Source organism: Mycobacterium sp. NGS58 (assembly GCF_059812385.1).
The window spans coordinates 304264-325823 of record NZ_JCALCO010000001.1 but is presented as its reverse complement, the minus strand read 5'-3'; the positions used below and the strand labels follow the sequence as shown (position 1 = coordinate 325823).

Annotated in this window: 24 protein-coding genes; 10 read left to right on the top strand and 14 right to left on the bottom strand. The window is 66.3% G+C overall.

Annotated features, from left to right (window positions below):
* Window positions 1-80 precede the first annotated feature (80 nt).
* The 7 genes from AC5Y4H_RS01630 to AC5Y4H_RS01600 all read right to left on the bottom strand — a co-directional run bounded on the left by AC5Y4H_RS01630 (window position 81) and on the right by AC5Y4H_RS01600 (window position 7032).
* Entirely contained in the window at window positions 81-920 is an 840-nt protein-coding gene (locus AC5Y4H_RS01630; protein WP_499977951.1) for a hypothetical protein, read from the bottom strand.
* 147 nt (window positions 921-1067) lie between these two features.
* Window positions 1068-2237, bottom strand: a complete 1170-nt coding sequence (ltp2, locus tag AC5Y4H_RS01625) for a 17-hydroxy-3-oxo-4-pregnene-20-carboxyl-CoA lyase (protein ID WP_499977949.1) — start codon at window positions 2235-2237, stop codon at window positions 1068-1070.
* A complete protein-coding gene (locus tag AC5Y4H_RS01620) occupies window positions 2237-2638 on the bottom strand; it encodes a MaoC family dehydratase (RefSeq protein WP_499977948.1) in 402 nt (133 codons plus the stop codon). The genes ltp2 and AC5Y4H_RS01620 overlap by 1 nt, the downstream gene beginning before the upstream one ends.
* Complete coding sequence (locus AC5Y4H_RS01615) at window positions 2635-3597, bottom strand: bifunctional MaoC family dehydratase N-terminal/OB-fold nucleic acid binding domain-containing protein (protein ID WP_499977945.1); 963 nt, start codon at window positions 3595-3597, stop codon at window positions 2635-2637. The genes AC5Y4H_RS01620 and AC5Y4H_RS01615 overlap by 4 nt, the downstream gene beginning before the upstream one ends.
* The gene (gene fadE29, locus AC5Y4H_RS01610) at window positions 3594-4757 is read right to left on the bottom strand and encodes an acyl-CoA dehydrogenase FadE29 (RefSeq protein ID WP_499977943.1); all 1164 of its coding nucleotides are present in this window, start codon (window positions 4755-4757) and stop codon (window positions 3594-3596) included. The genes AC5Y4H_RS01615 and fadE29 overlap by 4 nt, the downstream gene beginning before the upstream one ends.
* Entirely contained in the window at window positions 4748-5782 is a 1035-nt protein-coding gene (locus tag AC5Y4H_RS01605; protein WP_499977941.1) for an acyl-CoA dehydrogenase family protein, read from the bottom strand. The genes fadE29 and AC5Y4H_RS01605 overlap by 10 nt, the downstream gene beginning before the upstream one ends.
* Entirely contained in the window at window positions 5782-7032 is a 1251-nt protein-coding gene (locus tag AC5Y4H_RS01600; RefSeq protein WP_499977939.1) for a cytochrome P450, read from the bottom strand. The genes AC5Y4H_RS01605 and AC5Y4H_RS01600 overlap by 1 nt, the downstream gene beginning before the upstream one ends.
* 132 nt (window positions 7033-7164) lie before the next feature.
* Here AC5Y4H_RS01600 and AC5Y4H_RS01595 point away from each other — a divergent pair, with 132 nt between their 5' ends.
* From AC5Y4H_RS01595 to AC5Y4H_RS01580, 4 genes are read left to right on the top strand one after another with little or no spacing between them, the layout of a single operon-like run.
* Window positions 7165-8328 (top strand): steroid 3-ketoacyl-CoA thiolase, encoded by a 1164-nt coding sequence (locus AC5Y4H_RS01595; protein ID WP_499977937.1) that lies wholly within the window; start codon window positions 7165-7167, stop codon window positions 8326-8328.
* Window positions 8329-8347: 19 nt separating this feature from the next.
* Window positions 8348-8734, top strand: coding sequence for a DUF8021 domain-containing protein (locus AC5Y4H_RS01590; protein ID WP_499977935.1), 387 nt, complete (start codon window positions 8348-8350; stop codon window positions 8732-8734).
* 9 nt (window positions 8735-8743) lie between these two features.
* Window positions 8744-9196, top strand: a complete 453-nt coding sequence (locus AC5Y4H_RS01585; protein ID WP_499977933.1) for a nitroreductase family deazaflavin-dependent oxidoreductase — start codon at window positions 8744-8746, stop codon at window positions 9194-9196.
* Window positions 9197-9234: 38 nt separating this feature from the next.
* Window positions 9235-9696, top strand: coding sequence for a nitroreductase family deazaflavin-dependent oxidoreductase (locus AC5Y4H_RS01580; protein WP_499978123.1), 462 nt, complete (start codon window positions 9235-9237; stop codon window positions 9694-9696).
* Here the strand turns inward: AC5Y4H_RS01580 and AC5Y4H_RS01575 are convergent.
* Window positions 9684-10589, bottom strand: coding sequence for an SDR family oxidoreductase (locus AC5Y4H_RS01575; protein ID WP_499977932.1), 906 nt, complete (start codon window positions 10587-10589; stop codon window positions 9684-9686). The two genes, AC5Y4H_RS01580 and AC5Y4H_RS01575, sit on opposite strands and share 13 nt — an antisense overlap.
* Window positions 10590-10603: 14 nt before the next feature.
* Complete coding sequence (locus AC5Y4H_RS01570; protein WP_499977931.1) at window positions 10604-11389, bottom strand: SDR family oxidoreductase; 786 nt, start codon at window positions 11387-11389, stop codon at window positions 10604-10606.
* A gap of 59 nt (window positions 11390-11448) precedes the next feature.
* Between AC5Y4H_RS01570 and echA20 the strand changes: the two genes are divergently transcribed.
* From echA20 to AC5Y4H_RS01540, 6 genes are all read left to right on the top strand, one after another.
* On the top strand, window positions 11449-12204 hold the full coding sequence (gene echA20 / locus AC5Y4H_RS01565) for a (7aS)-7a-methyl-1,5-dioxo-2,3,5,6,7,7a-hexahydro-1H-indene-carboxyl-CoA hydrolase (RefSeq protein ID WP_499977929.1): 756 nt from the start codon (window positions 11449-11451) through the stop codon (window positions 12202-12204).
* Window positions 12204-13088, top strand: coding sequence for a cholesterol ring-cleaving hydrolase subunit IpdA (gene ipdA / locus AC5Y4H_RS01560; RefSeq protein ID WP_499977927.1), 885 nt, complete (start codon window positions 12204-12206; stop codon window positions 13086-13088). Before echA20 ends, ipdA begins: the two co-directional genes overlap by 1 nt.
* Entirely contained in the window at window positions 13085-13837 is a 753-nt protein-coding gene (ipdB, locus tag AC5Y4H_RS01555; protein ID WP_499977925.1) for a cholesterol ring-cleaving hydrolase subunit IpdB, read from the top strand. Before ipdA ends, ipdB begins: the two co-directional genes overlap by 4 nt.
* Window positions 13837-14922, top strand: coding sequence for a (3aS,4S,5R,7aS)-5-hydroxy-7a-methyl-1-oxo-octahydro-1H-indene-4-carboxyl-CoA dehydrogenase (gene ipdC / locus AC5Y4H_RS01550; protein ID WP_499977923.1), 1086 nt, complete (start codon window positions 13837-13839; stop codon window positions 14920-14922). Before ipdB ends, ipdC begins: the two co-directional genes overlap by 1 nt.
* 117 nt (window positions 14923-15039) lie before the next feature.
* Entirely contained in the window at window positions 15040-15687 is a 648-nt protein-coding gene (locus tag AC5Y4H_RS01545; RefSeq protein ID WP_499977920.1) for a SatD family protein, read from the top strand.
* Complete coding sequence (locus tag AC5Y4H_RS01540; protein ID WP_499977918.1) at window positions 15684-16424, top strand: hypothetical protein; 741 nt, start codon at window positions 15684-15686, stop codon at window positions 16422-16424. Before AC5Y4H_RS01545 ends, AC5Y4H_RS01540 begins: the two co-directional genes overlap by 4 nt.
* 8 nt (window positions 16425-16432) lie before the next feature.
* On the opposite strand, the gene fadA6 is transcribed toward AC5Y4H_RS01540, so the two are convergent.
* The 5 genes from fadA6 to ipdE1 all read right to left on the bottom strand — a co-directional run bounded on the left by fadA6 (window position 16433) and on the right by ipdE1 (window position 21521).
* Window positions 16433-17593, bottom strand: a complete 1161-nt coding sequence (fadA6, locus tag AC5Y4H_RS01535) for a steroid 3-ketoacyl-CoA thiolase FadA6 (protein ID WP_085292171.1) — start codon at window positions 17591-17593, stop codon at window positions 16433-16435.
* Window position 17594: 1 nt separating this feature from the next.
* On the bottom strand, window positions 17595-18215 hold the full coding sequence (kstR2, locus tag AC5Y4H_RS01530; RefSeq protein WP_499977916.1) for a TetR family transcriptional regulator KstR2: 621 nt from the start codon (window positions 18213-18215) through the stop codon (window positions 17595-17597).
* Between the two features lie 73 nt (window positions 18216-18288).
* A complete protein-coding gene (locus AC5Y4H_RS01525) occupies window positions 18289-19461 on the bottom strand; it encodes a hypothetical protein (protein WP_499977914.1) in 1173 nt (390 codons plus the stop codon).
* An 82-nt stretch (window positions 19462-19543) separates the two neighbouring features.
* A complete protein-coding gene (ipdF, locus tag AC5Y4H_RS01520; protein ID WP_065028570.1) occupies window positions 19544-20332 on the bottom strand; it encodes a (5R,7aS)-5-hydroxy-7a-methyl-1-oxo-2,3,5,6,7,7a-hexahydro-1H-indene-carboxyl-CoA reductase in 789 nt (262 codons plus the stop codon).
* Between the two features lie 28 nt (window positions 20333-20360).
* Complete coding sequence (ipdE1, locus tag AC5Y4H_RS01515; RefSeq protein WP_499977913.1) at window positions 20361-21521, bottom strand: acyl-CoA dehydrogenase IpdE1; 1161 nt, start codon at window positions 21519-21521, stop codon at window positions 20361-20363.
* Between the last annotated feature and the right edge of the window lie 39 nt (window positions 21522-21560).

Genomic DNA, 21560 nt, shown 5'->3' with positions numbered 1-21560 from the left:
CCCTGCCGCGCCCCTGCGCACCTCTTCCCGAGGCGAGCGTGAAACTAACTTCACGTTCGGAGCCCAGCGTGAGACTAGTTTCACGCTCGGCGGGCACGGGCGGCACGGACTCGGCGGACGATGTCGGCGGGCCGATCCCCCGCGACGACCCGAATGACGATCCAGCCCTGGTGCTGCAACCTTTCCAATCGCCTGATATCCCAACCGAATTGTGAACGATCGCTACGGTGGTGGTCTCCGTCGTACTCCACAGCGACTTTGACGTCGTCCCAGCCCATGTCCAGGTACGCAATCGCTTGGCCGAACTCATCGCGCACCGGGATTTGCGTTTGCGGCCTCGGTAGTCCAGCCTCCATCAGAACCAAGCGCAGCCACGTCTCCTTCGGAGACTGCGCCCCGGCATCGAACAGAGTGAGCGCACGGCGTGCGCGCGCGATGCCGCGACGTCCCGAGTACCGCTCAGCCAACAGTCGTACATCAGCCACTTTGAATTCCGCCGCACGCGCCAGCGAGTCGATGGCAGCGACTGCGCTCGTGGTTGGGTACCAACAGCCGAGATCGAGCACTGTCCTGGCCACCGTAGTCACCGGAACGCCGTTGAAGACCGTTATCTCTTCGTCCTCTATGCGGTCCCCGCGCGTATGAATACCCGGCAAGCGGTGGCGGTTATCATGGATCAATTCGACTGTCGTCGTACCGTCGACCCACTTACTTCCGTGCAAGGCAGCCGCAGATAGCCCCGCGACTACTCCTCGGCGCTTGGCCCAGAGCCATCCGGCTTGCGCGCGCAATGCGGCAGTTACCTGTACATCCCGATTGACATAGACATCGCGGAACAGCCTGATGTAACGGGTAGCAAGCTGACTTCTGGTCAGCGTTCCATTTGCAATGGCCTCGCTACCAAGGAACGGCTCAGCCATCGCCGCAGCGTCGCATGCCGCGGAGACGACGTCACTTCACCCGTCCAACGTGAAGCTATTTTCACGCTCGGTCACGAACGTGAGACTAACTTCACGCTCGGCAAAAGGCCGGCGCCAGACGGGCGCTAAAGCGCCCAGAAGCAAGCCTTAACCCAGGATCAGGCCCGACGTGGGCACGCCGGTTCCCGCGGTGACGAGTACGTGCTCGACGTCGGGCACCGGGTTCACCGATGTCCCCCGCAGCTGGCGCACTCCCTCGGCGATGCCGTTCATGCCGTGGATATAGGCCTCGCCGAGCTGGCCACCATGGGTGTTGATGGGCAGCCGCCCGCCGATCTCGATGGCACCGTCGGCGATATAGTCCTTCGCTTCACCCTTGCCGCAGAATCCCAACTCCTCCAACTGAATCAGCGTGAACGGGGTGAAGTGGTCGTAGAGCACGGCGGTCTGAATGTCCGTCGGCTTCAGACCGGATTGCGACCAGAGCTGCTGGCCCACGACCCCCATCTCGGGCAGGCCGAGCTCGGGCCGGTAGTAGCTGACCATCGTGTACTGGTCGGGGCTGGAGCCCTGCGCCGCCGCCTCGATGATCGCCGGTCGCTGCTTGAGATCCTTCGCGCGCTCCGGCGACGTCACCACGATCGCGACCGCTCCGTCGGTCTCCTGGCAGCAGTCCAGCAGCCGCAGCGGCTCGGCGATCCACCGCGAATTCTGGTGATCCTCAATCGTTATCGGCTTCTCGTAGAAGTATGCCTTCGGATTCTTGGCCGCGTGCTTGCGGTCGGCGACCGAGATCGCACCGAAGTCCCGGCTGGTCGCGCCGGACAGATGCATGTACCGCTGGGCGATCATCGCGACCTGCGCGGCCGGCGTGGACAGCCCGTGCGGGTACGAGAAGGAGTTGTCCGCCGCCGTCGAATCAGCCTGCACGCCGGCGTTTCCCACCAACCGGGTCTGAACCTGACCGAACCGCATGCCCGAGCGCTCGTTGAACGCCCGGTATGCGACGACGACGTCGGCGACCCCGGTGGCCACGGCGATCGCCGCCTGCTGGACGGTCGCGCACGCGGCGCCGCCGCCGTATCCGATCTGCGAGAAGAACTTCAGGTCGCCGATGCCGGCCGCACGCGCGACGGCGGTCTCGTTGTTGGTGTCCATCGTGAAGGTGGTCAGCCCGTCGACATCGGACGGCGAAAGCCCCGCGTCGTCCAGCGCATCCAGCACCGCCTCGGCGGCCAGCCGCAGCTCGCTACGGCCGGAGTCCTTGGAGAAGTCGGTGGCGCCGATGCCGACGATCGCAGCCTTGCCCGACAACATCAGACTCCCCCGATCGTCAGCGTGACGTTAGCGATCACGTGGTCACCAAGGCTGTTGCGGCCGAACACCTTCAGCGTGATCAGGCCGTCGTCGACGGCGGTCACCTCACCGGAGAAGGTGACCGTGTCGTACGCGTACCACGGCACACCGAGCCGCAACCCGATCGATTTGATCAGCGCCGTCGGACCCGCCCAGTCGGTGACGTAGCGCTGCACGAGGCCGGTGTCGGTGAGGATGTTGACGAAGATGTCCTTGGACCCCTTGGCTTGAGCCAGGTCCCGGTCATGGTGCACGTCCTGAAAGTCCCTGGTGGCCAGAGCCGTCGAGATGATGAACGTGGGCGTGCCATGCAGCTTGAGTTCGGGCAGGGTGGTGCCCACTTCGACAGCCGGTGCGCTCATGCTTGATCTCCCAGGGGCTCCCAAGCATACAGGCTCCATTCCGGACCGGACTCACCGGCCGGGAAGTCGATATAGGTTGCGCGGACCGGCATTCCGATTTTGATGTCGGCGTGGTCGACGTTGCGCAGCTCGCCGAGCATCCGAACGCCCTCTTCCAGCTCGATCAGCGCGATCACGAACGGCAGCGTGCGCCCGGGCACCTTGGGTGCGTGGTGCACCACGAAGCTGAACACCGTGCCGCGGCCGCTGGCCACCGCGTAGTCGATGGGCTCGGCCTTGTCCTGCCACACCGCCGGCACCGGTGGGTGCTGCAGGGTGCCGTCGGCGAGGCGCTGGATGCGCAGCTCGTGGGAGTTGACGCCCTCCCAGAAGAACGCGGTGTCGCGTGACACCGCGGGACGCATCATGGCGTCGGCGTCCAGATCCTGCGGGACGGAGCCGGTGGCGCCGGAATCCTCGCGTGGCCTGAATTTCAGTATGCGCCAGGCCATCTCGGCGACATTCTCGTCGCCGACCCGCCACGTGATGTGCTGGTTGATGAACCAGCCCTCACCGAGCCCGGTCTGCTTGGGGCCGACCACGTCGCGCATCTCGGAGTGGACCGTGACCCGCTCGCCCGGACGCAGATACCGGTGATAGGTCTGTTCGCAGTTGGTCGCGACCACACCGATGTAGCCGGCGTCGTCGAACAGCTGCATGATCGGGCCCATGGGGTCGTCGGTCGGGCGCTCGCCCCCCAGACCGAACATGGTCCACACCTGAATCATGGCCGGCGGGGCGACGATTCCGGGATGACCGGCGGCCTTGGCGGCGGCCTCGTCGACGTAGATCGGGTTGGCATCGCCGAGCGCCTCGACCCAGTTGTTGATCGTCGGCTGGTTCACCGGATCCCGGGCGTCCCGCGGCTTAGCGACGACGGTGGCGGTGATTTCCGCGACCGCTTCCTTGATATCGGTCATCGAGGCACCCTCGGCACTTGGAGGCCGGACGCCGCGATCATCTCGCGCATCACTTCGTTCACGCCCCCGCCGAAGGTGATGACCAGGTTGCGCTTGGTCTGGGAGTCCAGCCAGTTGAGCAGATCGGCGGTGTCCGAATCGGCGGGGTTGCCGTACTTCCCGACGATCTCCTCGGCGAGCCGGCCGATGTACTGGATGCGCTCCGTGCCAAAGACTTTCGTCGAGGCGGCATCGGCCACGTTGATGTCCTCGCCCGCGGCGGCGACCTGCCAGTTGAGCAGCTCGTTGATCCGCCACATGGCGTGGATCTCACCGAGCGCTCGCTTGACGTCCTGGTGGTCGATCGGCGTGACGCCGTCACTGCCCGGCTTGGACGCCCAGGCGTGCACCCGGTCGTAGATGCCTGCGGTGCGACCGGCGGGGCCCAGCATGACGCGCTCGTTGTTGAGCTGGGTGGTGATCAGCCGCCATCCGCCGTTCTCCTCGCCGACCAACATGTCGGCGGGCACCCGTACATCGTTGTAATAGGTGGCGTTGGTGTGGTGCGCGCCGTCGGACAGGATGATCGGCGTCCAGGAGTAGCCGGGGTCCTTGGTGTCGACGATCAGGATCGAAATGCCCTTGTGCTTCACGGCTTCCGGGTCGGTGCGGCAGGCCAGCCAGATGTAGTCCGCGTCGTGGGCACCGGTGGTGAAGATCTTCTGCCCGTTGACGATGTACTCGTCGCCTTGGCGCACGGCGGTGGTCCGCAACGAGGCCAGGTCGGTGCCCGCCTCGGGCTCGGTGTAACCGATCGCGAAGTGCACCTCGCCCGCCAGGATGGCCGGCAGGAACCTCTTCTTCTGCTCATCGCTGCCGAACTGCTGCAGAACCGGGCCAACCGTCTGCAACGTCACCGCGGGCAGCGGCACGTCGGCCCGGTGCGCCTCGTTGACGAAGATCGACTGCTCGATCGGGCCGAAGCCCAAGCCGCCGAACTCCTTTGGCCATCCGACACCGAGCTTGCCGTCGCGGCCCATTCGCCGGATCACCGCGCGGTAGGCCTCGTTGTGGCGGTCCTGCTCCATCGCCTTCATCTCGTCGGACGAGATCAGGTTCGAAAAGTATTCCCGCAGTTCCGCTTGCAGCTGGCGCTGCTCCGGAGTCAGGTCTATGAACATTGCGCTCCCACCAGGTCGAGACGATGAGAAGGACCGCCCAGCAACCGGGACAGGTCCTTGATCGTGGAGTAGTACCGGTGCATCGGATAGGTGATGTCCATTCCCATCCCGCCATGCAGGTGATGGCAGATCTGCATGACCGGGGGCGCCTGCGAGGTGACCCAGTAGCCGAGCACGTCCAGGTCGTCCACCACCTGGGGGGCGGATCCGCCCCTTTCCGACAGGCCCCAGACAACCGACTTCGCCACCAAATCGATGGTCCGCGAGGCGATGTAGACCTCGGCGAGCTGGGCGGCCACCGTCTGGAACGTCGACAGCGGCTTGCCGAACTGCTTGCGGTTGGCCACGTAGTCCGCGGTCAGGCGCAGCGCCCCGGCCACCAGCCCGTCGGCGTAAGCGCCGATGGCGGCCAGCACCAACTGGTTGACCCGGGACGCCGTCGCGCCCGCCAGCACATCGGAGTCGTCGACCGCGACGTCGACGAACGTGACCGTGTATTCCTCGGAGCCGTTCGAGGTCGGGGTTTGCACGACCTCGACCCCGTTGGCCTTCGGCGACACCACGACCACCGCGCTGTCGGCGGTGACGAGGATCCAATCCGCTTGTCCGGCATAGCCGACCCCGACCTTGGTGCCCGACAACCGTCCGTTGCCGAACGCGGTCGAGGGCCGGTCCGGCAGCGCGGTCCCCGGCTCGTTGAGGGCGGCGGTCAGGACCGCCCCCTTCGCCCCTTTAACCAAGCCGGCCAAAAACCGGTCCTGCTGTTCGTCGGAGGCCAGCTCGAGCAGCGGCAGCGTACCGAAACCCAACGTGGCGAGGGCCGGCGTGATGGCGCCGTGGCGGCCGATCTCGGTGAGCACGTTGGCCACCTCGGGCAGACCCACGCCATCGCCACCGAGACGTTCCGGCACCGCAAGCGCCGTCACGCCCCCGCTGACCAAAGCGTCCCAGCTCAATTCGCGCTCGGACACCGACGTCACCACATCGGCGACGGCCTGTTGGGTCGCGGTGAGGTCGAAGTCCATCAGGACGTCACCGCGGGCTGGCCGGCGTAGTCGACCTGCCAGTGCTTGATGCCGTTGAGCCAGCCCGACCGCAACCGCTCGGGCTCGCCGATCGGCTTGAGATCCGGCATGTGATCGGCGACCGCGTTGAAGATCAGGTTGATCGTCATGCGGGCCAGGTTCGCACCGATGCAGTAGTGGGCCCCGGTGCCGCCGAAGCCGACGTGCGGGTTCGGGTCGCGCAGGATGTTGAAGGTGTGCGGGTCTTCGAAGACCTCTTCGTCGAAGTTGGCCGACCGGTACGACATCACCACCCGCTGGCCCTTCTTGATCTGCACGCCACCCAACTCGGTGTCCTCGTTGGCGGTGCGCTGGAAGGCCGAAACCGGTGTGGCCCAACGGATGATCTCGTCGGCCGTGGTCGCCGGGCGTTCCTTCTTGAAGAGCTCCCATTGATCGGGGTTGTTCGCCATCGCGATCATGCCGTGGGTGATCGAGTTCCGTGTGGTCTCGTTGCCGGCCACGGCCAGCATGACGACGAAGAATCCGAACTCGTCGTCGGAGAGCTTCTCGCCGTCGATGTCGGCCTGGATGAGCGTGGTGACGATGTCGTCGGTGGGGTTCTTGCCACGCTCCTCAGCCATCGCCATGGCGTAGGTGATGAGCTCCACCGACGACTGTGCCGGGTCGACGTGCGCGTACTCGGGGTCGGTGCCACCGGTCATCTCATTGGACCAGCGGAAGAGCTTGTCGCGATCCTCCTGCGGTACGCCCAGTAGACCCGCGATGGCTTGCAGGGGCAGTTCGCACGAGACCTGTTCGACGAAGTCGCCGCTGCCCTCTTTCGCGGCGGTCTCGGCGATGTTCTGGGCGCGCTGGGCCAGCTCGGCCTCCAGCCGTCCGATGGCGCGCGGCGTGAACCCGCGCGAGATGATCTTGCGCAGCCGGGTGTGGTGCGGCGCGTCCATGTTGAGCATGACGCTGCGCTGCAGCTCGACCTGCTCACGCTTCATCTCCGGCGGCCAGGTCGGGATGGCGCCGTTCATCCAGCTCGAGAAGATATCGCTGCGCTTCGACACCTCCTTGACGTCGGCGTGCTTGGTGACGATCCAGTATCCGTGGTCCTCGAACCCGCCCGCGCCATTTGGGATGTCAACCCAGTGGATCGGCTCTGCCTTACGCAGCTGGGCGAGCTCCTCGACGGGCAACCCGGCAAGGTTGACGTCGGGGTCAAGAAAGTCGAAGTCGGCGGGAATGTTGGGGGGTGCCATGTAGGGTGCGCTCCTTTTACAACACTAATTGCAACGTGTTCTAGTGCCAGTAAAACACGCCTCCTGCGCAGATAAAAGGCAGGTCATCATCCTCGCTTGTCAGAGTAATGAAACGTGTTCTAGCCTGACGGAATGGGTAACCCTGTCATCGTCGAAGCCACCCGTAGCCCTATCGGCAAACGGAACGGCTGGCTGTCCGGCCTGCACGCCACCGAGTTGCTGGGGGCCACGCAGAAGGCTCTTGTCGAGAAGGCCGGCATCGACGCCGGCGACGTCGAGCAGATCATCGGCGGCTGCGTCACGCAGTTCGGCGAGCAGTCCAACAACATCACGCGCGTTAGCTGGCTGGTCGCGGGCCTGCCCGACCACGTCGGCGCGATGACCGTGGACTGCCAGTGCGGCAGCGGCCAGCAGGCCAACGGCCTGGTCGCCGGTCTTATCGCGGCGGGTGCCATCGACATCGGCATCGCGTGCGGAATCGAGGCCATGAGCCGCGTCGGGCTCGGCGCGAACGCCGGTCCCGACCGGACCGTCCTGCGTCCGTCGTCGTGGGACATCGACCTTCCGGACCAGTTCACCGCGGCCGAGCGCATCGCCAAGCGGCGCGGCATCACTCGTGACGAGATCGACGAGTTCGGCCTGGCGTCCCAGACCAAGGCCAAGCAGGCTTGGGAAGAGGGCCGTTTCGATCGCGAGATCTCCCCGATCGAGGCCCCCGCGCTCGACGAGAACAAGCAACCGACGTCCGAGCGCGTCACCATCAGCCGCGACCAAGGCCTGCGCGACACCACGCTGTCGGGCCTCTCCGCGCTGAAGCCGGTCATCGAGGGCGGAATCCACACGGCGGGAACGTCGTCGCAGATCTCCGACGGCGCCGCTGCCGTGCTGTGGATGGACGAAGACAAGGCCAAGGCGCTGGGCCTGCGGCCACGGGCCCGCATTCTCAGCCAGGCGCTGGTCGGGGCCGAGCCGTACTACCACTTGGACGGCCCGGTGCAATCGACGGCGAAGGTGCTGGAGAAGGCCGGGATGAAGATGGGCGACATCGACATCACCGAGATCAATGAGGCCTTCGCCTCGGTGGTGCTGTCGTGGGCGCGGGTGCACGACCCGGACATGGCCAAGGTCAACGTCAACGGCGGGGCGATCGCGCTGGGGCACCCGGTCGGCAGCACCGGCAGCCGGCTGATCACCACCGCCCTGCACGAGCTGGAACGCACCGACCAGACCACCGCGCTGATCACCATGTGCGCGGGCGGCGCCCTGTCGACCGGCACCATCATCGAGCGCATCTAGCGTTCGCGCGTTTTCGGTCGTGAGCGTTTCCGACGAACGCCGCATCGCCGCGGCGCAGTCCTACATCGACGCGTTGGTCAGCCATGACGGTGACGCCGTTCCCTTTGCCACGCACTGCACCCGCATCGAACAGGGAATCAAGAACGGTTTCTCGGGAAACCATCTGCGGCGCAGCCTCAATCGCGGGCTCCAGTACCGGTTGCTCGCGAACACAACGCCACCGGATTACCGCATCGACGGCGACCGGGTGCATGCGGCGTACCAGGTGCTGACCAAGGCCGCGTTCGGCGGCCGGCGGCTCGCCGCGCACATCGACGAGACGTTCGTGATCCCCGCCGAAAGCGCAAGCGGGAAAGCCGAGATCCATCACATCAAGGTTCGCTTCCAACCCTTCATCCAGCGCTAAGGAACTCCCATGCCGAAACCGAAGCCACGTTCACTGAATGCCCCCTGGGTCGGCTTCATCATCAAGTGGATGGCCAAGGGCAACACGTGGATCTATAAGCGCAGCAACGGAAAGTTCGGCGGCACCTTCCAGAAGGCGCCGGTCGCCCTGCTCACCACCACGGGCCGCAAGACCGGTGAACCGCGGGTGAGCCCGCTGCTCTACCTGCGCGAGGGAAACCGGGTGATCCTGGTCGCGTCGAAGGGCGGCAGCGACAAGCATCCGCTGTGGTACCTCAACATCAAGGCCAATCCCAAGGTGTCCGTACAGATCAAGGACGAGGTCCTGCAGCTGCAGGCCCGCGATGCCACGGAGGCGGAACGTGCCGAGTACTGGCCGAAGCTGGACGCCATGTATCCCTCGTTCGACGACTACCGAGCCTGGACCGATCGCGTCATCCCGATCGTGATCTGCGACCCCTGAGTTTTTATTTCATCGGGGTGGGGAATCATCTGGGCACCATGCCCGACCACCACTGGATCCGCAACTCGCGTCCGATTGCGCTGCTGCTCAAGTATTTCGCGCGTGCCCATATATGGGTGTACCGCCGAACCAACGGCAAGGTCGGGGCAAAGCTGCTGCGGTTCCCGGCGGCCCTGTTGACCACCACCGGACGCAAGTCCGACGAGCCGCGAACCACCGCGACGCTGTACCTGCGCGACGGCGACCGGGTCATCGTGCCCGCGTCCTTCGGCGGGCGCGACGAAGATCCGCTGTGGTATCTCAACCTCAAAGAGAATCCCGACGTACGGGTGCAGATCCGCGCCCAGCGCCTGGACCTGGTCGCCCGCGACGCCACCGCCGCTGAGCGCGAACGGTATTGGCCGCGATTGACGCGGATCTATCCGCCCTATCGCAAGTACCGCGAGGCCGCGGACCGTGTCATCCCGCTGGTGGTGTGCGAACCGCGTCAGGCGCCATAGACGGGCACCGGCCGCCGGGCCTTGGCGAGCAGATCGGCGACGACGCGCCCCAGTTCCGCCGGATCCCACCTGGCGCCCTTGTCGATCTCCGGCCCGTGCGCCCACCCCTCGGCAACCCGGATCTTGCCGCCCTCGATCTCGAACACCTTGCCGGTGACGTCACGCGATTCGACGCTGCCCAGCCAAACCACAAGTGGTGAAATGTTTTCCGGGGCCATGGCGTCGAAGTCCTGGTCCTGCGTCGCCATCATCTCGGCGAACACCGTCTCGGTCATGCGGGTGCGGGCCGAGGGTGCGATGGCGTTGACGGTGACGCCGTAGCGCCCCATCTCGGCGGCACCGACCAACGTCAACGCCGCGATGCCGGCCTTGGCGGCGCTGTAGTTGCCCTGCCCGACGCTGCCCTGCAGGCCGGCGCCCGAACTGGTGTTGATGATCCGGGCGTCCACGGTTTTGCCCTCCTTGGACAGCCCACGCCAGTACGACGCGGCGTGGCGCATCGTGGCGAAGTGTCCCTTCAGGTGCACCGCGATGACGCCGTCGAACTCCTCTTCGCTGGTGTTGGCCATCATCCTGTCGCGCACGATGCCGGCGTTGTTCACCAAAACGTCCAGGCCGCCGTAGGTTTCGACCGCGGTGTGGATCAGGCTCGCCGCCTGGTCCCAGTCGGCGATGTTGGATCCGTCGGCTACGGCTTCACCACCGGCGGCGACGATTTCGTCGACCACGCCCTGGGCGGCGCTGCCACCGCCGGCCGGCGAACCATCCAGGCCCACCCCGATGTCGTTGACCACCACACGCGCGCCTTCTTCGGCGAAGGCCAGCGCATGTGCGCGACCGATACCGCCGCCCGCTCCGGTGACGATGACGACGCGGCCGTCAACCACTCCCATAGTCCTTGTCTCCTCTACTTGATCGCGCTCGCGTTCGTGGTGGCCAGATAGTGCGGCGGCTCGCCGCCGCCGTGCACCTCCAACGAGGCCCCGCTGATGTAGGACGCCACGTCAGAGGCCAGAAATGCTGCGGCCCAACCGATATCGACGGGCTGGGCGAGCCGGCCGAGGGGGACGTTCTTCGAGATCGCGGCGATGGAATCGGCGTCGCCGTAGAACAGTTCGGATTGCTCGGTCTCCACCATGCCGACCACGCAGGCGTTCACCCGGACCTTCGGGCCCCACTCCACGGCCAGGGTCTGCGTCAGGCTTTCCAGGCCGGCCTTGGCGGCCCCGTAGGCAGCGGTGCCCGGGGAGGGCCGGCGGCCGGACAGGCTGCAGACGTTGATAATCGATCCACCCTGCTGTTGGTCCTGCATGTGCGCGTTCGCATGCTGCGAAACCGACAGCGCACCAATCAGATTCAGTTCGATGATCTTGCGGTTGAACTTGGCGCTGGACTCCGCGGTCAGCACGTACGGCGATCCGCCGGCGTTGTTGACGACGACGTCCAGGCGCCCGTGCCGGTCCACGACGGTGTCGATCAAGCCCTTGACGGCGTCGTCGTCGCGGACGTCGCACGAGTGGAATTCATACGGCAGTCCCTCGACCGCCCGCCGCGCGCAGGTGACGACGGTGGCGCCCTGCCCGGCGAAAACGGAGCTGATGCCGGCACCCACGCCACGGACACCACCGGTGACGAGAACCACCCGCCCGGCCAGCCCCAAGTTGATGGCGTCGGATGCTTCGGCGCGAGTCACTGTGCTAGCGTACCAAGCAAGTGCTTGCTTAGGTAGTTACCCCACAAGGAAGTGGCACCTTGCCCATCACATCCATCACCACCGAACCGGGCATCGTCGCGGTCACCGTCGACTTCCCGCCCGTCAACGCCATCCCGTCCCGCGGCTGGTTCGAACTCGCCGACACCGTCACCGCCGCCGGCGACGACCCCAACACCCACGTGGTGATCCTGCGCGCCGAGGGTCGCGGCTTCAACGCCGGCGTCGACATCAAGGAGATGCAGCGCACCGAGGGATTCACCGCGCTCATCGACGCCAACCGCGGCTGCTTCGCCGCGTTCCGCGCGGTCTACGAGTGCGCGGTGCCCGTCGTCGCGGCCGTGAACGGATTTTGCGTTGGCGGCGGCATCGGGCTGGTCGGCAACTCCGACGTCATCGTGGCATCCGACGACGCCACCTTCGGGCTGCCGGAGGTGGAACGCGGTGCCCTCGGCGCGGCGACACATCTGTCGCGACTGGTTCCGCAGCACATGATGCGCCGGCTGTTCTTCACCGCGGCCACCGTCGACGCCGCCACCCTGCACCACTTCGGTTCGGTGCACGAGGTGGTGCCGCGCGACGAGCTTGACGAGGCCGCCCTGCGGGTCGCGCGCGACATCGCCACCAAGGACACCCGCGTCATCCGGGCGGCCAAGGAGGCGCTGAACCTGATCGACGTACAACGAGTCAACTCGAGTTACCGCATGGAGCAAGGCTTTACGTTCGAGCTCAACCTCGCCGGGGTTTCCGACGAGCACCGCGACGCGTTCGCCGGTACCGAGAAGGGCAAGAAGTAGTGGCCGACAAGAGAACCACTCTCGACGAGGCCGTCGCGCAATTGCGCAGCGGCATGACGATTGGCATCGGCGGCTGGGGATCACGGCGCAAGCCGATGGCGTTCGTGCGCGCGCTGCTGCGCACCGACATCACCGACCTGACGGTAATCACCTACGGGGGGCCGGACCTGGGCCTGCTGTGCTCGGCCGGCAAGGTCAAGCGGGTCTACTACGGATTCGTTTCGCTCGACTCCCCGCCCTTCTACGACCCGTGGTTCGCCAAAACCCGCGCCAATGGCGCGATCGAGGCCCGGGAGATGGACGAAGGCATGCTGCGCTGCGGGCTGCAGGCCGCCGCGCAGCGCCTCCCGTTCCTACCGATCCGGGCCGGGCTGGGCAGCTCGGTGCCGGACTTCTGGGAGGGCGAACTGCAGACCGTGACCAGCCCGTATCCCGCGCCCGGCGGCGGGCACGAGACGTTGCTCGCGATGCCTGCGCTGCGCCTGGACGCCGCGTTCGTGCACCTCAATCTTGGTGATGCGCAGGGTAATGCGGCCTACACCGGGATAGACCCGTACTTCGACGACCTGTTTTTGATGGCCGCCGAGAGGCGCTTCCTGTCGGTGGAGCGCGTCGTGCCCACCCAAGAGTTGGTCAAGGCGGTCCCCCCGCAGGCGCTGCTGGTGAACCGCATGATGGTAGACGGCGTGGTAGAAGCGCCGGGTGGTGCGCACTTCACCACCGCCGCACCGGATTACGGCCGCGACGAAAAGTTCCAGCGGCACTACGCCGAAGCGGCCTCGACGGATGAGGGTTGGCAGCAGTTCGTGCAAACCTTCCTCTCGGGCAGCGAAGAGGACTATCAGGCGGCCGTGCGCGCATTCAAAGAGGAGGCCTCGTCATGAGCGGCGACGCGATCACCCGACCCGAGGTCTGCGCGGTAGCCTGCGCCGAATTGTTCCGGGATGCCGGGGAAATCATGGTCAGTCCGATGACGAACATGGCCTCGGTCGGGGCCCGGCTGGCCCGGTTGACCTTCTCGCCGGACATCCTGCTGACGGACGGCGAGGCGCAGCTGCTGGCCGAGACCCCCGCCCTGGGCGCCTCCGCGCCCGTCGAGGGCTGGATGCCGTTCGGGCGGGTCTTCGAAACCCTGGCCTGGGGCCGGCGACACGTGGTGATGGGTGCCAATCAGGTTGACCGCTTTGGCAATCAGAACATCTCGGCGTTCGGCCCGCTGCAGCGGCCCAAACGTCAGATGTTCGGTGTCCGCGGTGCGCCCGGCAACGCCATCAACCACGCCACCAGCTACTGGGTGGGCAATCACTCCAAGCGGGTGTTCTGCGAGAAGGTCGACATCGTCTGCGGAATCGGCTGGGACAACGTCGACCCCGACAACCCGGCGTTCCGCTTCGCCAACACGTATCGGGTGGTGTCCAACCTGGGTGTGTTCGACTTCGGCGGGCCGGACCGCACGATGCGGGCGGTGTCACTGCATCCCGGGGTTTCGGCGGATGAGGTCGCCGAAAACACTTCGTTCGACATCCACGGCCTGGACGGAGCAGAGGAGACGCGGCTGCCGACCGACGACGAGCTGCGGCTGATCCGCGAGACGATCGACCCAAAGTCGCTGCGCGACAGAGAGATCCGTTGATGAGACTGCGCACGCCGCTGACCGAGCTGGTCGGTGTCGAGCATCCGGTGGTTCAAACCGGGATGGGTTGGGTGGCCGGTGCCCGGCTGGTATCCGCCACCGCCAACGCCGGTGGGCTGGGCATCCTGGCCTCGGCCACCATGACGCTGGACGAATTGGCGACGGCCATCGGCAAGGTCAAGGCCGCCACCGACATGCCGTTCGGCGTGAACATCCGCGCCGATGCCGCCGACGCGGGCGACCGCGTCGACCTGATGATCCGCGAAGGCGTCAAGGTGGCGTCCTTCGCCCTGGCGCCCAAGCAGGAACTCATCGCCCGGCTGAAAGATGCCGGCGCCGTGGTGATTCCGTCGATCGGCGCGGCCAAGCACGCCCGCAAAGTGGCGAGCTGGGGGGCCGACGCGATGATCGTGCAGGGCGGGGAGGGCGGTGGGCACACCGGGCCCGTCGCCACGACCTTGCTGCTGCCCTCGGTCCTGGATGCCGTGCAGGGCAGCGGGATTCCGGTGATCGCGGCCGGAGGGTTCTTCGACGGGCGGGGCCTTGCGGCCGCGCTGAGTTATGGCGCCGCCGGCGTCGCGATGGGCACCCGCTTCCTGCTCACCTCGGATTCGACCGTGCCCGATGCGGTGAAGCGTCGCTACCTGGAGTCGGCGCTGGACGGCACGGTCGTCACGACGCGCGTGGACGGCATGCCGCACCGGGTGCTGCGCACCGGCCTGGTCGAGAAGCTGGAAGCCGGTTCACCGGTACGGGGCCTCACCGCGGCCGTGCGCAACGCCGCCAAGTTCAAACACATGTCGCAGATGACCTGGCGGTCGATGGTCAGCGACGGGCTGGCGATGCGCCGTGGCAAGGAGCTGACGTGGTCGCAGGTGGTGATGGCGGCCAATACGCCAATGCTGTTGAAAGCAGGACTGGTTGACGGCAACACCGAAGCCGGCGTGCTTGCTTCCGGACAGGTGGCCGGGATCCTCGACGACCTGCCGTCGTGCGCCGAGTTGATCGAGAGCATCGTGCGCGAGGCGGTCGAACACCTGAAGGCCGCGGCCGCACTGGTCGAGCAAAACCCAGCTGTGGACTAAGGACCCTGGCCGTAGCTCACCCGCGGTGTCACCCTGGACGCCGAAGAGCTGAGCGGTGGCCCGAGGCGTGATTCAGCTATATCCTAAATTCTGAGAAAATTAAGCTATAGTCTTCATATGCCTAAGGTGAAGGCTAATACTTCACTACGCGCGACGCTGATCGGCGACGTGGTGGGCTCGCGGCGGGTCAGCAACCGGCCAGCGCTGCATCGTAACCTCGCCGCCGCTCTGAGCCGGATCGCCCGCGACGCAATCGACCCGCCGGCCTTCACCGTCGGCGACGAGTTTCAGGGCAGTTATCCGAGCGTCGGTGCCGCCATCGACGCGGCGTTGACCGTGCGCCTCCTGCTTGCGCCCGACGTCGATATCCGGTTCGGCATCGGCTGGGGCGCGGTCACCATCCTCGACCCCGACGCGGGAATCCAGGACGGGCCGGGCTGGTGGGCCGCGCGAGACGCCATCCAGCAGACCGCAGACGTTCAGCGACAACCCGGGTTCGCGCTGGTACGCACGACCTTCCGAGCGGCCGGCGACACACGCGGCGACGCCGGCGCGGTCAACGCGGCCCTGATGTGTCGGGACCATCTGCTTGGATCGCTCGATGAGAGATCGTTGCGGATCGTGAGGGGGCTGATGACGGGCCGGACCAAAAAGGAGCTAGCCGCGGACGAGGGCATCAGCCCGTCGGCGGTATCCCAGCGCGCCAGCCGCGACGGCCTGGACCTGATTGTCACTGCGAGCCAATATCTTCGGAGCCTCCCGTGAGCGCCGTCGCGGTCTTGCTCATCGCACTGGGCGTCGCCGATCTCTGCCGGCGCGCGACCGGTGCGGTCTGGCCGCCGCTGTTGATCGGGCCGGTCGCTGTATTGGCATGCGCGGCCGTGGGCGCCCTGTGGCATGCCGGCGACATCGCGTTACTCGTGCTCGCGGCCGTGGCGGTCATCGCCTGGGAATGGCTGTGCGCCAGAAGCGAACGCACCGGCACTGCGCAAGGCGCACCCTTGGCCGTCTTCGGCTCGGCACTGGCGCTGCCGGCGGTCGTGTCGGGCTGGTCATCACCGACCGGCGGCGTCGTCGCGCGGTGGTCGGCCTGGGTTCACCTGCCGCTCGGCCACGTCACGCCCACCCGACTGCTGATGCTCGTGGGCGTGGTCCTGGTCCAGTTCGCCACCGCGAATCAGCTGGTGCGCCTGGTGCTTGGCTCGGTGGGCGCGGTGCGCCCGGCCGGCGAGCCGCAGCCGTCGGACCGGCTCAAGGGCGGCAGGCTGCTGGGACCCATGGAACGCCTGCTGATCCTGAGCCTTGGCGTCGGCGGACAGGTGGCCGCGGCCAGCGCCGTCGTCGCCGCCAAGGGCATCATCCGGTTTCCCGAACTGAACGCTCAAACGAACCGCAACGGCAGCGTCGGCATCGACGAGGTCACCGAGTACTTCCTCGTCGGCAGCTTCACGAGCTGGCTGCTTGCCTTGGGCGGCATCGGTCTCGTCGTGGCTACCCCTTAACCGTCCGGCTACAGGCGCTCGATGATGGTGACGTTCGCCGTCCCGCCACCTTCGCACATCGTCTGCAGGCCATAGCGTCCGCCGATGCGCTCCAGTTCGTTGAGCATGGTCGTGAACAGCTTGGCGCCGGTGGCACCCAGCGGGTGGCCGAGCGCGATCGCGCCGCCGTTGGGGTTGACCTTCTCCGGGTCCGCCTTGATCTCCTTGAGCCAGGCCAACACCACCGGCGCGAAAGCCTCATTGATCTCCACGGTGTCGATGTCGTCGATGGACAGCCCGGCCTTGTCCAGCGCATAGCGCGTCGCCGGGATGGGCCCGGTCAGCATGAAGACCGGGTCGGCGGCGCGAGCGCTGATGTGATGGATGCGGGCTCGTGGCGTCAAATTGTGCTCCTTGACGGCCTTTTCGGACGCCAGCAGCACGGCACTGGCACCGTCGGAAATCTGACTTGCCATCGCCGCCGTCAGTCGGCCACCCTCGACCAGCGGCTTGAGCCCGGCCATCTTCTCCAGCGACGACTCGCGCGGGCCCTCATCGACCCGGAACGGCCCGGATTCCGTTTCCACGGTGATGATCTCGTTGTCGAAGTGGCCGCCACGGATGGCCGCGAACGCGCGCTCGTGACTGGTCAGCGCGTAGCGCTCCATCTCCTCGCGCGACAGGTTCCACTTCTCGGCGATCAGCTCCGAACCCCGGAACTGCGAGATCTCCTGGTCGCCGTAGCGGTGCAGCCACTGCTTGGATTCGTTGGTCGGCGAAGTGAAGCCGAACTGCTCGCCCACCGTCATGGCCGACGAGATCGGGATCTGGCTCATGTTCTGGACGCCGCCCGCGACGATGAGATCGGCCGTGCCGGACAGAACCGCCTGTGCGCCAAAAGAAATCGCCTGCTGGCTGGAACCGCACTGCCGATCGACCGTGACCCCCGGAACCTCTTCGGGATAGCCGGCGGCCAGCCACGAGAGCCGGGCGATGTTGCCCGCCTGGGCGCCGATGGCATCGACACAGCCGGCGATCACGTCGTCAACTGCGGCGGGATCGACGTCGACCCGGTCGAGCAGTCCCCGCCATCCCAGAGCACCCAGGTCGACCGGGTGAACCCCGGCCAACGATCCGCCGCGCTTGCCGACCGCGGTACGCACAGCGTCAATGACGTACGCCTCTGGCATTTCAGACTCCTTCTTCGATCTTGTTTGATCCCGCGGTAATTCCGCCAAGAACGATGGCGAGGTATTGCCGACCGACTTGCTCCGCGGTGAGCGGGCCGCCCGGCTGATACCAGCGCACCGACACCCACGTGGTGTCCCGGATGAAGCGATAGATCAGGTCGACGTCGAGGTCGGGGCGAAAGCAGCCCTCCGCGACGCCCTGATTGAGCAACTCGAGCCACATCTTGCGCTGTTGCCGGTTCATGTCCTCGATGTAGGAAAACCGGGGTTGGGACAACAGGCGCTGGGCCTCGTCCTGGTAGATGACGACCTGCGCGTGCCGGTGCTCGATCGCCTCGAAGGACGCCATGAACAAACCCTTGAGCCGCTCCAGGGGGTTGGCCTCGCTGTCCACGATTTCGCGGTAGCGCGCAAACAACCAGTCCAGAAAGCTTCGCAACAGCTCGTCGACCATCTCCTCTTTGGAGGAGAAATGGTGATACAGACTGCCGGACAGGATGCCTGCGCTGTCGGCGATGTCGCGGACTGTGGTGGCACGCAATCCGCGCTCGGCGAACATGGCCGCGGCAAGCTCCAGTAACTCGTCTCGACGGCTGTTGGCCTGACCGGGCGCTCGGTCCACCCGACCAGAGTATCAACCAAGCGCTTGCTTGGCCACCGAGGTCGGTTCGCGGCCGCGTCGGCCGTTGCCCGGGTCAGCGCAGCGAGACCGCGGGCGGAGTCTGCGACTCGTCGGCGTTGCCGGACACGAACGCGTTGACGACGCTCGTTTTGGTGCCACCCGACCGGGTCTGGGCGGTCAGCGGGAAGTTGACGGACCCGGAGAAGGTCGCCTCGAGACGGAAGGGGTCGAACAGGTTGATCTTGAGGCCACTGATGTCCGGCTTGCCCCAGGCCGCGGTCCCATCCACCAGGTCGTAGTCGAAGGCGTGCTGGGGGCAGTCGGGCGGTCGCAGTTGATTCGAATTCGCGCAATTCGCCAGCGCGGCCGATATCGCTGCGCTGGTCGCGGACAACCCCTTGTCGCTGAGTTTGAACTCCAGGTCGTTGAAGTACGCACCCGATGCCGTCAGATTGTCAAGCAGGAAGGGCTTTTTCACGTTGACGGCCAGATTCGGATTGCTGCTGGCGACGTCCACCCAACCCGGAAAGACGTATACCGGCGCGGTGCCGACGGGCTTGTCGAAGAACGTCGCCGTCTTGACGGCGGCCTGCTCGATGCCGGCGTTGAGGGTGTCCACCTTGATCGCGGCGTGGTCCAGCTTCCAGTCGCCGCCGACCTTCTTGATCGACATCGTCACGTCCGAGGTGTTCTCGCCGAATTTCGCCGAAACATGCACCTGGCCGAAGCCGAAGCTGCGGGCGGAATTGTCATCGAGGATCTTGATGTCGGTGATCGGCCACCGCGCGATCTGTCGTTTGAGGATGTCGTCGGTCAGAAACTCTTTCGACGCGGGCTGGTCGGTGCTATAAGTCAGCGCGGCTTGCGCGTCCCCGCGGGCAAGCGCTTCGAGGTAGCCCTTGGCGGCATCACCGGCGCTGCCCGATCCGCCGCCGCTGCTGACGGCAATCACGATGATGACGATCACGACGAGCACGACCGCGGCCACGCTCAACCCGATGATCAACGGCTTGCGATTGCGGCGACCGGGGCTACCGGGCGGGCCGTTGAAGTTGGCGACGGTCACCGGTGGTGGCGAGGACCACGAACCGTACGCGGGCTGGCCGAACGGGGCTGCCTGGCCCCCCTGGCCCCACTGTTCCGGCCAGCCGGCATCGGATTGCCAGGGGGTGCCCGGAGGCTGGCCGGGTGAGTTAGCAGGACTCGGGTTCTCACCCCACGGTCGGTGACCCGGCCCTTCGCTCACAGCACCCTCCCACCTGCATCGACCGCGTTGGTCGACAATTGTAAACACGTCGCGGGCTCCCGCCAGTCAGCGATATCGCAGCTCACGGGTGCTGACTGGATACCGAGATGACCTCTCCCGTGAGATAGCTCGAGTAATCGCTGGCGAGGAACGCGATGGTGGCCGCCACCTCCCACGGCTCGGCGGCCCGCCCGAAGGCCTCGCCGGCCGACAACCGGTCGAGCAACTCCGACGACGACGTCTTCTCCAGGAATTTGTGCCGCGCGATGCTCGGCGACACCGCATTGATCCGCACGTCATACTCGGCGGCTTCGATTGCGCTGCAACGGGTCAGCGCCATCACCCCCGCCTTGGCGGCGGCATAGTGCGACTGCGAGTGCTGTGCGCGCCAGCCGAGAACGCTGGCGTTGTTGACGATCACCCCGCCGTGCGGCGCGTCGCGGAAGTACCGCAGCGCCGCGCGGGTGGCGCGAAACACCGACGTCAGGGTCACATCCAGGACGCGGTCCCACTCCTCGTCGGTCATGTCGACCACCGGTGTCTGTCCGCCCAGCCCGGCGTTGTTGACTAGGACGTCGATGCGTCCCATCCGGGCAGTGGCCGAGGCGAACAGGGCATCGATCTGCGCGGTGGACGTCACGTCGCACAGCACGCTTTCGACGCGGCCCTGTCCCAGCGCCGTGAGCTCGTCGGCGGTCTCCCCGAGCCGGCGCTCGTGGTGGTCCGAGATCACCACGTCGGCCCCCTCGGCCAGCGCCCGTCGTGCCGTCGACGCGCCGATACCGGTGCCCGCGGCCGCGGTCACGACCACCACCTTGCCCTGCAGAAGTCCGTGTCCGGCAATCTCTTTCGGAGCTTCGGACAGACTCATGCTTCCTCCTCAGTCTTTGCGCAAGCGCTCATCCACGAACTTCTCGAGGTAGGCCGAGCACCCGCTCGGCGATGATGTTGCGCTGGATCTCGTTAGATCCGCCGTAGATGGTGTCGGCGCGGGTGAACAGGAACAGCCGCTGCCATTCGTCGAACTCGCCGTCGGCCAGGGTCAGTCCGGGCTTACCGATGACATCCATGGCCAGCTCGCCCAGATCGCGATGCCAATTGGCCCACAACAACTTCGACACGTTATCTTTCCCGACGGCCTGGCCGCCTCGATCGACGTCCATGGTGGCCAACGCGTAACTGCGCATGGCCCGAAGCCCGGTCCACGCGCGGGTCAACCGCTCGCGGATGAACGGGTCGTCCGCGGCGCCGGTGCGCTCGGCGAGCTCGGCCAGGTTGGAAAGCTCACGGGCGTAACGAATCTGCTGTCCGAGCGTCGACACGCCCCGCTCGAAAGTCAGCGTCCCCATGGCGACCCGCCAGCCGTCGCCGGGCTCGCCGACCACCAGAGCGGCCTCAGTGCGGGCGTCGTCGAAGAACACCTCGTTGAATTCCGCGGTGCCGGTGATCTGGACGATCGGGCGGACCTCCACGCCCGGCTGGTCCAGCGGGACCAGCAGATACGACAAGCCGGCGTGCCGCTTGGAGCCCTTCTCGGTGCGCGCGACCACGAAGCACCATTGCGACAGGTGCGCCAGCGACGTCCACACCTTCTGGCCGTTGATCACCCACTCGTCGCCGTCGAGTTCGGCGGTGGTCGCCACGTTGGCCAGGTCGCTGCCGGCACCGGGCTCCGAATATCCCTGGCACCACAGTTCGGTCACGTCGAGGATCTTCGGCAGGAAACGCTGCTGCTGCTCGGGCGTCCCGAACGCGATCAGCGTGGGGCCGAGCAGCTCCTCGCCGAAGTGATTGACCTTGTCCGGGGCATCGGCCTTGGCGTACTCCTCGTAGAACGCCACCCGGTGCGCGGTGGACAGGCCGCGGCCGCCGTGCTCGACCGGCCAACCCAGGCAGGTCAACCCGGCCTCGGCGAGATGCTGGTTCCAAGCCCGCCGTTCTTCGAACGCTTCGTGCTCCCGGCCGGGCCCGCCGAGGCCCTTGAGAGCTGCGAATTCGCCGACCAGATTGTCGGCGAGCCACTGACGGACCTCCGCCCGGAACTCCTCGACGTCCTGCATGCCCTGTAGGCTAACCTACCAAGCACTTGCTTTGTTAGA

What these genes read in the sequence shown, in the direction of transcription:
- AC5Y4H_RS01600 (WP_499977939.1), bottom strand. Translation starts at nt 7,032, where the DNA reads ATGGCACCCCCCAACATTCCCGCCGACTTCGACTTTCTTGACCCCGAC.
- AC5Y4H_RS01585 (WP_499977933.1), top strand. Translation starts at nt 8,744, where the DNA reads ATGCCGAAACCGAAGCCACGTTCACTGAATGCCCCCTGGGTCGGCTTC.
- fadA6 (WP_085292171.1), bottom strand. Translation starts at nt 17,593, where the DNA reads ATGCCAGAGGCGTACGTCATTGACGCTGTGCGTACCGCGGTCGGCAAG.
- AC5Y4H_RS01545 (WP_499977920.1), top strand. Translation starts at nt 15,040, where the DNA reads ATGCCTAAGGTGAAGGCTAATACTTCACTACGCGCGACGCTGATCGGC.
- AC5Y4H_RS01615 (WP_499977945.1), bottom strand. Translation starts at nt 3,597, where the DNA reads ATGACCGATATCAAGGAAGCGGTCGCGGAAATCACCGCCACCGTCGTC.
- ipdC (WP_499977923.1), top strand. Translation starts at nt 13,837, where the DNA reads ATGAGACTGCGCACGCCGCTGACCGAGCTGGTCGGTGTCGAGCATCCG.
- AC5Y4H_RS01575 (WP_499977932.1), bottom strand. Translation starts at nt 10,589, where the DNA reads ATGGGAGTGGTTGACGGCCGCGTCGTCATCGTCACCGGAGCGGGCGGC.
- AC5Y4H_RS01630 (WP_499977951.1), bottom strand. Translation starts at nt 920, where the DNA reads ATGGCTGAGCCGTTCCTTGGTAGCGAGGCCATTGCAAATGGAACGCTG.
- AC5Y4H_RS01595 (WP_499977937.1), top strand. Translation starts at nt 7,165, where the DNA reads ATGGGTAACCCTGTCATCGTCGAAGCCACCCGTAGCCCTATCGGCAAA.
- AC5Y4H_RS01580 (WP_499978123.1), top strand. Translation starts at nt 9,235, where the DNA reads ATGCCCGACCACCACTGGATCCGCAACTCGCGTCCGATTGCGCTGCTG.
- ipdF (WP_065028570.1), bottom strand. Translation starts at nt 20,332, where the DNA reads ATGAGTCTGTCCGAAGCTCCGAAAGAGATTGCCGGACACGGACTTCTG.
- fadE29 (WP_499977943.1), bottom strand. Translation starts at nt 4,757, where the DNA reads ATGTTCATAGACCTGACTCCGGAGCAGCGCCAGCTGCAAGCGGAACTG.
- AC5Y4H_RS01605 (WP_499977941.1), bottom strand. Translation starts at nt 5,782, where the DNA reads ATGGACTTCGACCTCACCGCGACCCAACAGGCCGTCGCCGATGTGGTG.
- ipdB (WP_499977925.1), top strand. Translation starts at nt 13,085, where the DNA reads ATGAGCGGCGACGCGATCACCCGACCCGAGGTCTGCGCGGTAGCCTGC.
- ipdE1 (WP_499977913.1), bottom strand. Translation starts at nt 21,521, where the DNA reads ATGCAGGACGTCGAGGAGTTCCGGGCGGAGGTCCGTCAGTGGCTCGCC.
- ltp2 (WP_499977949.1), bottom strand. Translation starts at nt 2,237, where the DNA reads ATGTTGTCGGGCAAGGCTGCGATCGTCGGCATCGGCGCCACCGACTTC.
- AC5Y4H_RS01620 (WP_499977948.1), bottom strand. Translation starts at nt 2,638, where the DNA reads ATGAGCGCACCGGCTGTCGAAGTGGGCACCACCCTGCCCGAACTCAAG.